Origin of the sequence: Streptomyces sp. CA-179760, from assembly GCF_050937045.1 — a bacterium.
Lineage (GTDB): Bacteria > Actinomycetota > Actinomycetes > Streptomycetales > Streptomycetaceae > Streptomyces.
Genome location: NZ_JBNJLZ010000001.1, coordinates 2,901,606 through 2,915,103, shown reverse-complemented (window position 1 = coordinate 2,915,103; position 13,498 = coordinate 2,901,606). Strand labels below are relative to the sequence as shown.

At 72.9% G+C, this 13,498-nt stretch carries 12 protein-coding genes; 5 read left to right on the top strand and 7 right to left on the bottom strand.

Translation table 11 applies throughout. The features are described 5' to 3' along the window. Positions 1-180 precede the first annotated feature (180 nt). Positions 181-729, top strand: coding sequence for a superoxide dismutase family protein (locus ACQEV8_RS13030; protein WP_432959800.1), 549 nt, complete (start codon positions 181-183; stop codon positions 727-729). Between the two features lie 78 nt (positions 730-807). Here ACQEV8_RS13030 and ACQEV8_RS13025 read toward each other — a convergent pair whose 3' ends face one another. The 4 genes from ACQEV8_RS13025 to ACQEV8_RS13010 all read right to left on the bottom strand — a co-directional run bounded on the left by ACQEV8_RS13025 (position 808) and on the right by ACQEV8_RS13010 (position 5,825). Then, complete coding sequence (locus ACQEV8_RS13025) at positions 808-1,260, bottom strand: DoxX family protein (RefSeq protein WP_432959799.1); 453 nt, start codon at positions 1,258-1,260, stop codon at positions 808-810. 80 nt (positions 1,261-1,340) lie between these two features. After that, positions 1,341-3,278: an FAD/NAD(P)-binding protein gene (locus tag ACQEV8_RS13020; protein ID WP_432959798.1), complete on the bottom strand. Its 1,938-nt coding sequence runs from the start codon at positions 3,276-3,278 to the stop codon at positions 1,341-1,343. 185 nt (positions 3,279-3,463) lie between these two features. After that, complete coding sequence (locus ACQEV8_RS13015) at positions 3,464-5,101, bottom strand: alkaline phosphatase D family protein (RefSeq protein WP_432959797.1); 1,638 nt, start codon at positions 5,099-5,101, stop codon at positions 3,464-3,466. A 79-nt stretch (positions 5,102-5,180) separates the two neighbouring features. Beyond that, positions 5,181-5,825 carry an HNH endonuclease family protein gene (locus ACQEV8_RS13010; protein WP_432959796.1) on the bottom strand — a complete coding sequence of 215 codons (645 nt, stop codon included), beginning with the start codon at positions 5,823-5,825 and terminating at the stop codon, positions 5,181-5,183. A 396-nt stretch (positions 5,826-6,221) separates the two neighbouring features. Between ACQEV8_RS13010 and ACQEV8_RS13005 the strand changes: the two genes are divergently transcribed. From ACQEV8_RS13005 to ACQEV8_RS12995, 3 genes are all read left to right on the top strand, one after another. After that, a complete protein-coding gene (locus ACQEV8_RS13005) occupies positions 6,222-6,803 on the top strand; it encodes a TMEM165/GDT1 family protein (RefSeq protein WP_432959795.1) in 582 nt (193 codons plus the stop codon). 218 nt (positions 6,804-7,021) lie between these two features. Further along, on the top strand, positions 7,022-7,681 hold the full coding sequence (locus tag ACQEV8_RS13000) for an HAD-IA family hydrolase (RefSeq protein ID WP_432959794.1): 660 nt from the start codon (positions 7,022-7,024) through the stop codon (positions 7,679-7,681). 132 nt (positions 7,682-7,813) lie between these two features. Further along, the gene (locus ACQEV8_RS12995; protein WP_432959793.1) at positions 7,814-9,031 is read left to right on the top strand and encodes a GNAT family N-acetyltransferase; all 1,218 of its coding nucleotides are present in this window, start codon (positions 7,814-7,816) and stop codon (positions 9,029-9,031) included. Between the two features lie 8 nt (positions 9,032-9,039). On the opposite strand, the gene ACQEV8_RS12990 is transcribed toward ACQEV8_RS12995, so the two are convergent. Then, positions 9,040-10,281: an FAD-dependent oxidoreductase gene (locus ACQEV8_RS12990; protein WP_432959792.1), complete on the bottom strand. Its 1,242-nt coding sequence runs from the start codon at positions 10,279-10,281 to the stop codon at positions 9,040-9,042. Positions 10,282-10,380: 99 nt separating this feature from the next. On the opposite strand from ACQEV8_RS12990, the gene ACQEV8_RS12985 reads away from it, so the two are divergent. Continuing rightward, on the top strand, positions 10,381-11,385 hold the full coding sequence (locus ACQEV8_RS12985; RefSeq protein ID WP_432959791.1) for a helix-turn-helix transcriptional regulator: 1,005 nt from the start codon (positions 10,381-10,383) through the stop codon (positions 11,383-11,385). A 39-nt stretch (positions 11,386-11,424) separates the two neighbouring features. On the opposite strand, the gene cpt is transcribed toward ACQEV8_RS12985, so the two are convergent. Then, positions 11,425-11,958, bottom strand: a complete 534-nt coding sequence (gene cpt / locus ACQEV8_RS12980) for a chloramphenicol phosphotransferase CPT (RefSeq protein WP_432959790.1) — start codon at positions 11,956-11,958, stop codon at positions 11,425-11,427. 27 nt (positions 11,959-11,985) lie between these two features. Next, positions 11,986-12,969 carry a peptidoglycan-binding domain-containing protein gene (locus tag ACQEV8_RS12975; protein ID WP_432959789.1) on the bottom strand — a complete coding sequence of 328 codons (984 nt, stop codon included), beginning with the start codon at positions 12,967-12,969 and terminating at the stop codon, positions 11,986-11,988. Positions 12,970-13,498 lie beyond the last annotated feature (529 nt).

Genomic DNA, 13,498 nt, shown 5'->3' with positions numbered 1-13,498 from the left:
CGGGGAGCGGCAGGAATGGCCATGACAGCCATACAGCGTACGCCTGGGGTGTGACGGTCCGTTCACGGGGTTCACCCTTGGTCGTCACCCGGCTGCCATGTCCCGGCGGGCGGTGGGCGCGGGTGTCCCGTAGCAACGGAAGGGGCCGAATCAGACACAAGGCGAGGAACGGTACACATCATGCTGGCAGGGATATGCGCGAGCGCCGTCACGGCCGCTTTGTTCGCCGGTGGTCCGGGCGGTGCCGAGGCTGTCGAGAGCTACTCGGTGCGGGCCGAGGCCCGGTTCGTCGCGCCCGGGGCGGCGGACCGGTCGGCGGCGCTGACGTACGACAGGAGTCTCGTGCCCGTGGGCTCGTGGATCGAGGTCCGCCAGCACACCGCGCCCGGCGGTGCGACGACCGTACGGCTGAAGGTGGCCGGCGTGAAACCCGGCCACGCCTACGGTGTCCATGTGCACCGGAAGCCCTGCGGCGCCGACCCGGAGGCCGCCGGCGGGCACTATCAGCACCGGCCGTCGAGTGATCCGCACCATGTCAGCCCGGAGAACGAGGTCTGGCTCGACTTCACGGCCGACCGGCGCGGCGCGGGCGCGGCGAGTGCCCGGCACGCCTGGGGCTTCCGGCCGGGCGAGGCGTCCTCGGTCGTGATCCACGACGTGCCGGGCGGCGCGGGGGAGCGGGCGGCCTGCTTCACGGTGCCGTTCGAGCCTGTGGACGGGGACGAGTAGGCGACCCGCCGCAGGGCAGCGGAACGGCGCCTCCCCGGGGCGGGAAGGCGCCGTTCTCCGTGGTGGTGTCCGTGCGGCTCAGGCGGCCACCGGCGTCTGCTCCGTGGAGCGCTGCCCCTGCGCGGAGGTGCGCCGCGCGAGCAGCCGGTCAACGCCGAACGCGCCGGAGCCGGTGAAGATCAGCAGGAACATGGCCCAGCAGTACATGGCCGCGCCCTCGCCGCTGTTCTCGATGGGCCACAGGCCCTGGGGCTGGTGGACCTTGAAGTACGCGTAGGCCATCGCGCCGGACGATATGAAGGCCGCGGCGCGGGTGCCCAGGCCCAGCAGCACCAGGATGCCGCCGACGAGTTCGATGACGGCCGCGTACCAGTTCGGCCAGGCGCCGGTCGCCGCGGTGCCGCCCTTGCCGTCGACTCCGCCGAGGACGCCGAAGAGCGCGACGGCGCCGTGGCAGGAGAACAGCAGGCCGATGACGATCCGGAACAGCCCGAGGGCGTACGGCTGGGCGCCGTTGAGACGTGCGGTCATGTGGGGGACTCCTTCGGGCGGCCGGCCAGGGCAAGGCCGGTCGGGGGACAGAACCGATGAGTAACCCACGTTAGGTGTGCCTAATTGATGCTTGCAAGTTCAACATTTGGCCACTGGTTTACCTCCGTTTGGGGGTTGCTTTCGGTCGCAGCCGCACGTAGAGCGGCTCTGGCGACCGCGTCCGCGTCCGAAAGCGTGACCGAATCCACACCCGGGCGGGCCCCCGCCGCGGTCACCCAGTGCACACCTTCCGTCGGCACTCCGAAGGCGAACCGCCTTTCGTGTACAACACCTTGACGATCCATCAGGCGATAGGGGCGTGGTGTGACGTCCAACCCGCCCGTCTCGTAACCGTCGGCGGTGTGCGGGCGGCACTGGCCCGTCCGCAGCAGCCCGGCGAGCAGCCCGTCGGCCGTGCTCCGCAAGTCGGCTTCGGGGAGGCGGGCCTCTATGAGGGTTGTCACACGGACGACCGAGCCCGGCACCTCGGGTGAGTGCGCCGCCCAGGCCCCGTCCTCCTCCGTCACCTCCAGGCGCGGCCCGAGCACCCGCACCACACCCGCCTCCATCAGGGCCACGAGTTCCTCGACGCGGCGCCGGGGCGGGCCGATGGACAGGAAGGCGTTGAGCGGGGTGTACCAGCGGTCCAGATGGTCCCGGCGGGAGGCGCCGGCGAGGCCCCCGTGGTCGACGATCAGCCGGAGTTCGTTGCGCAGGTCGCGCAGCACGTCGAGGGCCGCCTTCAGAGGGCCCCGGACATTGCCCAGGGCTGCCTGCGCGGCGTCCTCGCGCAGATACGACAGCAGCCAGTCGTGCCACTCGCCGGGGTGCGCGAATTCCCGCCCCGCGTGCGGGCGGGACACCCGCTCCCAGCACCAGCGGTCGGCGCCGGGCACCCCGAACTCGTCCAGCAGCACGGCTTCTCGGGAGTCGCCGTGCGGTACGGCCAGGAAGCGATCGGTGAACTCCGGGCACTGACGCGCGGCGGCACCGGACCGCCGGAGCAGCGCCGCGTAGTAGACCGTCTCCACCTCCTTCGCGACCAACGGCCATATCTCCGCGAGGAAGTCGGGCGCCTCCCCGGAGTCCGCGCGTTTGCGGAAGCCCGCGATCGTCTCCGGCGTGAGCACGAGCGGGACGTGCCGGCCGTACGGCCCCTTCGCGTTGTCGCCGCGCGCCTGGTACGGGATCCCGCGCCGCGAACCGGCGTACAGCCGCGGTTCCCGGCCGGAGGGCAGGTAGCGCAGGCCGCCGCCCCGGGTGTCCCGCACGAAACGGCCGCCGCGGCCGGTCGTCAGCAGGGCCGTGTGGTCGAAGAAGTTGAGGCCGAGCCCGCGCAGCAGGACGGGCTCGGCCGCGGGTACGGAGGACAGGTCGACGTCCGCCGGATTGGCGGGCGCGATGTGGCGCAGGCCGTGCCGGGCGGCGTGGGCCGCGAGGCGCAGCTCTGCCGGGTCCGCGGTCGCCGGCAGGTGGCCCTGCGCCAGGACCACCGCGGAGAGGCCGCTCAGGGTGCGGCCGTCGTCGAGGGCGAGGGTCTGGTGGCCGCCCGGGGCGTCGTCGAGCCGGACCGCGCGGGCGCGGTGTGTCTCGACGCGCACGTTCGGCGGCGCGTCCCGTACGGCCCTGGCGAACACCCACTCCAGATAGCGGCCGTAGTCGGCCCGGGTCGGGTACTCGTCCGGGTCCAGCGTGCCGCGTGCCCACTCGTACAGGCTGGGCCCCGGGCGGACCGGGCCCGAGCAGTCCACGCTGTCGTCGGTGAACAGGGTCACCTGGCAGGCCACGGTGTTCATCAGCAGCTCGGGCGACTGGGCGGTGCGCCAGACGCGGCCGGGCCCCGGCGGGTCCGGGTCGATCACGTGGACCGTCAGCCGGGCACCGGCAGGCAGGAGTTCCGGGGCGGAGGCGCAGAGGCGTTCCAGGACGCTGGTGCCCCGTGGCCCGGCGCCGACCAGGGCGACGGAGACCGGTGGGGGTGTCTCGGCCGGTACGGGTTCCTCGGTCGACGCAGACAAGGGTGGTACTCCCGGGCGTGTGGGGCGCGTGTCGGCGGTCCGCCGGGCGGGAAGCGGACGGTCCGCCTCATCATGCCGTCGCCGGGAGCGCGGACCGAGGCTCGTGGGGAAGGATTGACGTCAGCTGTGGCATGCGTCACTGACATCGCGGGACACGCCGGTCGCAAAGCGGTGGAACGGGTGTGTCATGGGGCAAGTTCGGAGTCCCGCAGCGTCGTCAGGCGGGGGCCCGTCCCCTGCCGTGCCTTGGCCTGCTCGAGCCGCAGCCGGGCCGAACGGCCGCGCAGGGTCAGGGTCATCAGCTGGTTGCCGAACCAGGGGCCGCCCGTCTTGCGCCAGGTGACCGGCGGACGGGGGAGCCGGCCGTGCCGGGCGAGGCCGCGTCCGAGGGTGCGCGCCACCGCCGTCCAGCCGATGCGGAAACCCATCCGGATGGACAGCGGGACGGAGTTGTGGACGGGGGAGCAGACGAGCTGCACCACCCGGGCGTCGGGCCCCGAGCCGGGCCACGAGGGCTCGGCGATGTAGGCGTGGTGCACATCCCCGGACAGCACGCACACCGTCGCGGGCGCGTCCCGCCCCGAGCCGGCCTCGGCGATCAGCTCCGCCAGCCCGGCGAAGGACTCGGGGAACGCGGACCAGTGCTCCAGATCGGCGGCCCGCCGCACCTTCTCCCCGAACCGTGCCCAGCGCTCGCCCCGTTCGCCCCGGCACAGCGCCGCGTTCCACCCCTCGGCGTCGTGCACCAGATGCGGCAGCAGCCACGGCAGCGAGGTGCCGATGAGGAGGTGGTCGTAGGCCTCGGGGGTGTCCCGTACCTGCTCGCGCAGCCAGGCCTCCTCGCCCGGGTCGAGCATCGCGCGGCTGTCCTCGGCGAGGACGCGGGCCGCCCGGCTGTCCACCATCAGGATGCGTACGCGCCCGAAGTCGCGCCGGTAGCTCCAGCGGGCCGTGGTCGCGTCCGCGTCGGCCCGGGCGGCGAAGTCGCGCAGCGCGTCGGTGCCGTCGGGGACCTCGCGGACGGCCTTGTACACCGGGTCGGCCGCCAGTTCCTCCAGGGAGAGGTTGCCCAGGTGCTGGTGGACCCAGTACGACATCAGGCCGCTCAGCAGCCGCTCCTGCCACCAGTCGGTGGCCCGCATGTCGGTGAGCCAGGCGGCGGAGGTGTTCCAGTCGTCGATCACGTCGTGATCGTCGAAGATCATGAAACTGGGCACGGTGGACAGCAGCCAGCGGATGCGCGGGTCGAGCCACGACTCGTAGTAGAGGTGCGTGTACTCCTCGTAGTCCGCGACCCCGTCGCCCGGCGGGTCGCTCAGGTCGCGGCGGGCCGCCAGCCAGCGCTGGGTGCCGTCGGAGGTCTCGTCGGCGTACACCTGGTCGCCGAGCAGCAGCAGGACGTCGGGCCGCTCGCCCTCCGGGTCGGCCGCGAGGCGGGTGGCGAGCGCGTCCAGGGCGTCCGGGCCGACGGGGTCGTGGCCTCCGGCCGGAGGGGAGGCCCAGCGGCAGGAGCCGAAGGCGACACGGAGGCCGTCCTCGGGGCCCGGTGCGTGGATCGCCGAGGGTGGGAAGGGGGAGCCGGGCAGCGGCCATACGCGGTTGCCGTCGAGGAGGACCTCGTACGTCGTGGTCGTACCGGCGGTGAGGCCGGTCACCGGGACCAGCGCGTAGTGGTGGCCCGCGATCTGGAAGGTGTGGGCCGAGCCTCCCGCGCCGTCGGCGCAGCGCACCTCGGTGGAGCACGGACGGCTCGTCTCGACCCATACGGTCGCGGACGAGCCGTCGGTGTACCTCAGCAGTGGTCCGAGGCGCAGTCCGGCCATGATGTTCCCCTCTCCGTCGCCCCGTACGGTACGGAACGACTGAGGTCAGCGGGGAGATCCCGGCCGGAAATACCTGGTGTCAGCAGCTCGCGAGATAGTTCGTCAGCGCGGACTTCTCGGCGGAGTCGACCGAGAGGCCGTAGTAGTACTTCACCTGGACCCAGGCGCGGACGTAGGTGCAGCGGTACGTCGTCCGGGAGGGCATCCAGGTGGCCGGGTCCTGGTCGCCCTTGGCCTGGTTGACGTTGTCGGTGACCGCGATGAGCTGCGGGCGGGTCAGGTCGTTGGCGAACGACTGGCGGCGGGACGTCGTCCAGGAGTCGGCGCCGGAGTCCCAGGCCTCGGCCAGCGGGACCAGGTGGTCGATGTCGACGTCGGCGGCGGCGGACCAGGTCGCGCCGTCGTAGACGGAGTACCAGCTGCCACTGGTGGCGGCGCAGGAGGAGTTCTGCTGGACGTTGGTGCCGTCGCGCTTGAGGACGACCTCACGGGTGTTGCAGGCGCCGGACTGGGTGATCCAGTGCGGGAAGAGGTCGCGGTCGTAGCCGGTGCGGTCCTCGGTGGCCACGGTGAGCGAGGCGAGGTAGGTGCGGGCGGTGGACGCGCTGACCGGCGTGGGGAGGGCGGCGGAGGCGGCCGGACCGTTGATCAGTCCGGCCGAGGCTATGAGGCCGGTGAGGCCCGCGAGTATGCTGAGCCGTCGACGCGCGTAGAACTTCGGCATGCGAACTCCCTTGTGGGGTGGGGGCGTTGGGCAGCGAGCGGGAGAATGCTCGCCGCGCCGTGTTGCGGGGAGATGTGCGTGAGGTGAGAAGGTAGTGACGAGTTCATGACATGACAAGGTTCAAGGCGGAACTTTTCACTCCAGGGGCGTCGCGTACCATGGACGGCGCAGAAGGGGAGTAGCTCTTCGCCGGACCGTCGACATACTGCTCAGCTCGCCTGAGCCGGCGCCCGGAGGCGGTTCCCGTGGTTTCTCACGGACCTGCCAGCGAGACCTTCGGCAAGCAGTGCACGCCCGTGCCTTCCGGCACGGGTGCCGCGTGTGCTGCCGTGCCGAGGTATGTCGCGTGAAGGTTCAGCACTCTCGGTGGGGCAGCCCCGACCGATTGAGGAACCCTTGATCAGCCTGACCGTGACGGCCGTCGTCTTCGGCGTCGTCTTCCTCGCCGAACTGCCGGACAAGACCGCCCTCGCAGGCCTCGTCCTCGGCACCCGCTACCGCGCCTCCTACGTCTTCGCCGGTGTCGCCGCCGCCTTCGCCCTGCATGTCGCGCTCGCCGTCGCGGCGGGCAGTGTGCTGACGCTGCTGCCGCAGCAGATCGTGCAGGCGCTGACGGGCGTGCTCTTCCTGGGCGGAGCGGCTGTGCTGCTGCTGAAGAAGGGCGAGGACGAGGAAGAGGTGCGCAAGCCGGAGAACCAGTCCTTCTGGAAGGTCTCGGGCGCGGGCTTCATGCTCATCCTGGTCGCCGAGTTCGGCGATCTCACCCAGATCATGACGGCGAACCTGGCCGCCCGCTACGACGATCCGCTCTCCGTCGGCCTGGGCGCGGTGCTCGCGCTGTGGGCGGTGGCCGGGATCGGCATCGTCGGCGGGAAGGCGCTGATGAAGAAGGTGCCGCTGCGGTTGATCACGCAGATCGCGGCGCTGGTGATGCTGGTGCTCGGGGTGTGGAGCCTGTGGGAGGCCGTGACCGGGTGAGGGCGAGCACCGGACCGTGCGAGCTGAACGGTGGGTGAACGTCTGCCCGGGGGTCTGGCGCGAAGCGGGGATTGTTTTGTACCGTGGGGGAACAAAGTGGCCCTCGCCCGTTTTCCCTGACCGGCGGGCGGGGCCGCCTTGTCCCTTCGGGGTATGAGGCGAACCCGCCGTCCGCCCCTTCCGGCGCTGGAACCGCGCCCTGAGCCTTGGAGCAGCCGATGACGGCCACCGCCGTGCTCACCGCCCGCGCCCTCCTGCTGGACATGGACGGCACCCTCGTCAACTCCGATGCCGCGGTCGAACGCGTATGGCGGGGCTGGGCCGAGCGGCACGGGCTCGACGGGGGCGAGGTCATGAAGGTCGTCCACGGGCGGCAGGGCTACGCGTCGATGGCGCTGCTGCTGCCCGGCCGGCCGATGGAGCAGAACTACGCCGACAACGCCCGGATGCTCGCCGACGAGACGGCGGACACCGACGGAGTCGTCGCGATCCCCGGGGCACCGGAGTTCCTCGCCTCGCTGCACGGACTGCCCCACGCGCTCGTGACCTCGGCCGATGTGCCGCTCTCGACGGCCCGGATGGCGGCGGCCGGCCTCGAGCAGCCCGAGGTGCGGGTGACGGCGGAATCCGTCGGGGCGAGCAAGCCCGACCCCGAGGGCTTCCTCAAGGGTGCCGCCGAGCTGGGCGTGGCGCCCGCGGACTGTGTGGTGTTCGAGGACTCCGGGGCCGGGATCGCGGCGGGGCGCGCGGCCGGGATGACCGTGGTGGGGGTCGGACCCCGGGCCGCGGTCCATGAGCCGGACGTCGTGGTGGAGGACCTCACGCGGGTGCGGGTGGAGGCGGTCGGGGACGGGGCGATCCGTCTGTACGTGGGGTAGCCGTGCCCTGCCCCACCGACCGGTGATCGGCGATGCGGTCGTAATTCGCTTGCTCATGTCGCGGGGCGACGCTGCACTGTGGCCAGGCGCCACAAGTGGTGGTGCCGGCATCCCGAGGAGGCAGCGGCAACGATGGAGATCCGTCCTGCGACCGACAAGGATCTCGACGTCTTCGTCGACACCCTGCATGCCGCTTTCGGCCTCTTCCCGGAAACTCCGGTCGAGGGTGGCGGGCTCTGGTGGTCGGCGCTGGAAACGGACCGCTGCCTGCTCGCCCTGACGGCGGACGGGAGGCCCGTGGGCACCGCCGCCACGTACTCCTTCGAGCTCACCCTGCCCGGTGAGACCCTCGTCCCGGTCTCCGGGGTGACCGCCGTCGGCGTCCTGCCCTCGCACCGGCGCCAGGGCGTGCTCAGCGCGATGATGCGGCATCAGCTCGCCGCGCTGCGGGCCCGCGGGGAGTCCCTCTCCGTGCTGCTGGCCTCCGAGGCCCCGATCTACGGCAGGTTCGGCTACGGACCGGCGACCTACACGGCGGAGCTGAAGGTGCCTCGCCACCGGGCCGCCCTCGCCGTTCCCCGGGCACGCGGAGCGGCCCACGCACCTGCGGCCGGCTCGGTCGAGGTGCTGCGGCGTGCCGAGTGCGGCGAGATCCTTGAAGAGGTCTACGACCGGTACCGCCGCGCCCAGCCCGGCGCGCTGTCCCGGCCGCACCGCTGGTGGGCCTTGCGCGCGGGGCAGCCCCCGATATCACCGGCGCCGCGCTACATCGCCGTCCACCGGGACGCGGACGGCGTCCCGGACGGGTACGCCAGCTACTCGATCGAGTCCGGCACCCTGACGGTCGACGAGACCATCACCACCGACGATGCCGTCTTCACGGCCCTGGCCCGGTTCGCACTCGGACACGACCTGGTCTCACAGGTCGTGTTCAAGCACGTCCCGCCCGAGCACCCGCTGCGCCGGCAGCTCGCGGACTTCCGCGCCGGCGAGGTGAGCGGCCACATGGACTGGCTCTATGTGCGGCTGCTGGACGTCCCGCGTGCGCTGACCGCGCGCGGCTGGTTCACGGACGGCGAGCTCGTCCTCGACGTCGACGACCCGTTCCTCGGCGAGCACGGCCGCTACCTGCTGACCGTCCGGGACGGCAAGGCCGACTGCGTTCCGACGGACCGGGAGCCCGACCTCTCCCTGGACATCGGAGACCTGGGCTCGGTCTACCTCGGCGGCACCGTCCCGAGCACGCTCGTGCGTGCCGGACACATCCGGGCCCACCGCCCGGGCGCGGCCGCCCTCGCCGACGCCCTCTTCCGCGCCGAGCGCCCCCCGCACTGCCTGCACTGGTTCTGACACCCGGGTCATCGATGACGCAGCCGGGCGGCAGCGGCCAGGACGGGGGTGGTCACGGCGGTAGCGGCGGCGCCGAGCGTGGTGTCGGTGGCCAGGATCAAGCGGACCGTCCTCATGGCAAGTCCGAGGACCTCGCTGCCGCGCCGGCGCATGCCCGCCTCGAACCGGTTCACGGCCTCGGTCGTCGTCGTGCCGCCGTCCTTGACGTCGGCCAGGTGCTCAAGCAAGGCGGCGGCGTCGCGGATCGCCGCGCCGGCCCCCATTCCGGCGGTGGGCGGTGTCGCGTGGACGGCGTCGCCGAGCGCGGTGACACGGCCCGCGGGCCAGGGCGCGAGCTCGGCGGCGCGGGTCGAGGCGGCGTTGAAGCGGTACGCGGCCACGCTGTGCGGGTCGGCTCGGGCGATGACTTCAAGCGTGAGCTCGGCCCAGCCCAGCTCGCGGAACCGTCTCAACAGCGCGGCCCGCAACTCGCCGGCGCGCAGGTCGCGCAGGGAGTCGGTCGCGGGGGACTCGGGGAACATGGCTCCCCAGATGTAGGTGGGACCGGTGGTGACGGACATCCGCAGCTCGGGGGCGTCGAGCGCGGCGTTGCCGACCGGGTCGAGGAAGCCGACGTACAGCGCCGCGCCCCGTGGGCCGATCGCCAGCGCTGAACGTGGTCCGAGCCGTTGCCGCTCACCGGGGCTCAGGTCGGCGCAAAGGGTACGGCCGGAGAACCCGATGATGCCCGCCGGACTGTTGGTCCGGCCTCCCGCCAGGTGCCGGGCGACCAGAGAGTGGGTGCCGTCCGCGCCCACCACCAGATCCGCCGGGACAGGCACGGCGTCGGTGAACAGCACCCGGGGTGCGCCGTCCTCGCCCCGGTCGACGCCGGACACCGTCCGCCCCAGATACAGGTCATCGCCGACCTCCTCGGCCAGCAGCACGCGCAGGGTGATGCGGTCGACATCGATGCCGGCATCGCCGCTGAGGTCCGGTCCGTGGCCCAGCAGCCGGCCCCGACGGTCCCAGAACGCGTCGCGGTCGCGCAGCCGCAGCGCCGAGGCCGACGCCAGCAGCCGCCGCATGGTCTCCGGCGCCACCAGCTTCCGCAGCGCGGACTGGGCCCGCTCGTCCAGGGTGATGTGGTAACCGCCCGTCGCCGCCACGTCGAGGTCGCGGTCGAACACCGCCACCTCGAACCCCCTGCGGCGTAACCCCGCCCCCAGCGCGAGTCCACCGATCCCGCCACCGACCACGACAACACGCATACCAATCCATCCTTTTCTGCCACTTGTTTCCCGTACGGGCACTCAACGGTGACACCGGTAGTGGACACCGAGTGACCACTACCGGGGCATGATGAGACGATGGCGAGCACCTCGGAACGGGCATTGCGGCTGCTGTCCCTGTTCGGATCGCGCCGGCTGTGGCCACTGCGCGAACTCGCCGCCGGGCTCGACGTCAGCGAGCGCACCGTCCGCCGCGACATCGAGACCCTGCGCCGGCTCGGATACCCGATCACCACCGTCCACGGACCCGATGGCGGTTACCGGCTGGGCGCCGGACACACCCTCCCGCCGCTGCTGTTCGACCACGAGCAGGCCCTCGCGGTCGCCGTGGCCCTGCAGGCCGCGCCCAGCACGGTGTTCGGCCTGAGGGACGACGCGGCGCGGGCGCTGGTGACCCTGGAACAGGCCATGCCCGCCACGCTGCGGGAATCGATGAAGTCCCTGCGCCTGACCAGGTTGCGGAACTACTGGGAGTTCCCTGGAGCACCCATCGACTCGGCCGCGCTCACCGCCGTGGGGGCCGCGGCGCGCCACCGCCACGTACTCGTCACCGAGACGCTGCGCGCCGACGGCTCACGCCCCGAAGCCGGCGACGCCGACTTCCTGCCCGCCCGCCGCATCGAGCCCCACCATCTGGTCGTCTGGGCCGGCCGGTGGTACCTGGTCGCCTACGACCTCGAAGACCACCGGTGGCGAGTGCACCGTGTCGACCGGCTCCGCCCCCGCCCCACCACTCACCGCTTCGGTCCGCGCGAACTCCCCTGCGACGACCTCGCTCACTTCGTCATGAGCAGTCACGATCGCGGCGACACTCCTGCCGCCTGGCCGTGCACCGGCAACGCCCGGCTCAACTTGCCGGCCGGCATCGTCGCCCGCTGGGCACCGGGCGGCTCGGTCGTCGAGCACCTCGACACCGAGCACTGCCGCCTCACCCTCGGCGCCTGGTCCTGGACCGGCATCGCCGGGATCCTCGCCACCTTCGACACCGAACTCACCGAGCTCCACCCTCCCGAACTCGCCCACGCGTGCCGCCGGATCGCCGACCGGCTGGCCGTCGTCGCGGACACCGAACGAAGGCCGTAGGCGACACCGAGGCCGGTGACGCCCCGGGGGGCCGACAGGTCAGCTGATGTGAGCGGCGATGGTGCGGGCGCACTCCAGGGACTCGCTGTGTGTGGTGTCCACCTCCAGGTCGTACCTCACGCCCTCGTGCACAAGCCCGGCCTGTGCCGCGGCCATGCCCCGGACCCGGTCTCCCCGGGCGATCTCACGGGCCGCGGCGACCGCGCTGTCACACCTGACGCCGACCCACAGCACGGAGAGTCCGGCCAGGGCCCTCTGCCACCGCTGCTGGGACGCCGCGCCGCCGAGGAACACGTCGTCGACGATGACCTTGGCGCCGGCGCGGGCCATGGCGGCGATGCCCTCGGTCCACGCGGCGTCCAGGGCCCGGAAATCCGCGCCCACGTGCACGCCGCCGTCGGGCGCGAAGGTGATCCCGCCGTCCGAGCCCTTCATCCTCGCGGGCAGCGCCTCGACGAACGAGTCGACGCCGAAGGCCGGCCAGGGGTCCGTCAGCACCTCTTGCAGGCACCGTACGAGTCCGGACTTGCCGGAGCTCGAACCGCCGTTGAGGACAATCACCCGAGTGGTCACGGCGTCACCGTACGGTGCGGGGGCTTGCTAGGGCTCCTGGGTTTCCGACTCCAGCCTCGTCCGGGTGTCACGGTCGTAGACGCCGAGGTCGTCGGCCTGGATGCCGCGTGAGTGCTGGTAGTTGCGGACCGCGTCCTGGAGCCGGTCGTCGAAGGTGCCGTCGGTGTCGTCGTCGTAGAGGAACAACTGGCGCAGGCGCGACTGGAGCTCGGTGACCTCCGGGCCGCGGTCGCCGAGGCGCAGGACGGTGGGGTCGCCGTTCTGGCGGGAGTTGTCCGGTGGCCTCTTCGCGGAGCCGGACGCCGTCGCCGACGTCTCGGGCGCCGAGGGGGAGGCCGTCTGCGACGGGCTCGGCGAGGCGCTCGGTGCGGACGGCGACGGGGAGACCGACGGGCTGCTGGTGCGGGACGGGGCCGGCGTTGGTGCCGCGGGGGCCGACGGCGTGGCCGGTGTGCTCTTTGACGGTGGCGCGGAGGCCGCGCTGCTCGACGGGGCGTCCGGCACGCTCGCCCGGATGCCGTCCGGCAGCGCGGTGTTCCGGGAGGGCCCCTCGTAGAAGAACAGTCCGCTCGCGTACCCCGCCGCTGTCACTACGGCGACACACGCCCCGGCCGCGGCGAGGAGGGCGACATGACGCCGCCGCCGGGACCTGCCGCCGGACTCGGAGCCGACCGGCTCCCGCCGGCTCGGCGCCCCGGCCGCCGTCCCGGCACTGTCGAACATCCGCAGATCGGTGACGCTCGGCTCGGTCCCGTCGGGGACCAGGGGGGCCGGGAGCGCGGCGGTCGCGTCCGGGGCGGGGGTGGCTGGGACGGTGGGCAGCACGCCGGTCGCGTCCGAGGCGTGGGTGACCGGCAGCACGGTGGTCGCGTCCGGGTCCACCGGGCGCAGGGGCATGGTCGTGTCGGCAGGGGAGGGCGGCGGGGCGGCCTTCCCGGGGCGCGCGGCCTTGGACGCGGGCGGTTGCGGGGCTGCTCCCGCAGTGCGTGAAGCCGCCGCGGGGTCCGCCATGGGGCGCTGCTCGGCCCTGTCGGCCTGCGTGGGGCTTCCGGTGTCTGGTGCTCGCGTGTGCGGGGGCGCGGTCGGGAGGTCGGTCCGGTCCGTGAGCCGCTGGCGCGGGGCGCCGTCGGACGGCTGCGCGGGGGCTCCGGCGTGCGGGGGCACGGCCGGGGTGCCGGGCGGCGGTGATTGCGCGGCGCCTGCGGCGTGCGATGCCTCCGCCGGTTCCGGCCGTAGCCGGCGAGGGGTCCTGCCGGGCGCCTGCGCAGGGCCTCCGGTGTGCGGGGCCTGCGCATGCGGGCGGGCGGCCGGGGCGGTGGCTCCCGCGGGGTCCGTGAGTGGCTGGTGCGGGGCGTCGTCGGGCGCCTGGGTGGGGGCTCCGGCATGCGGGAGCATGGTCGGAGTGCCGGGCGCGGGCGGTTGCGCGGCCCCTGCGGTGCGCGAGGCCTCCGCCGGGTTTGTCCGGGACTGTCGCGGGGTGCTGTCGGGCGCCTGCGCGGGGTTGCCGATGGCGCGCGGGGGTGCGGTCGGTATGTCGGGC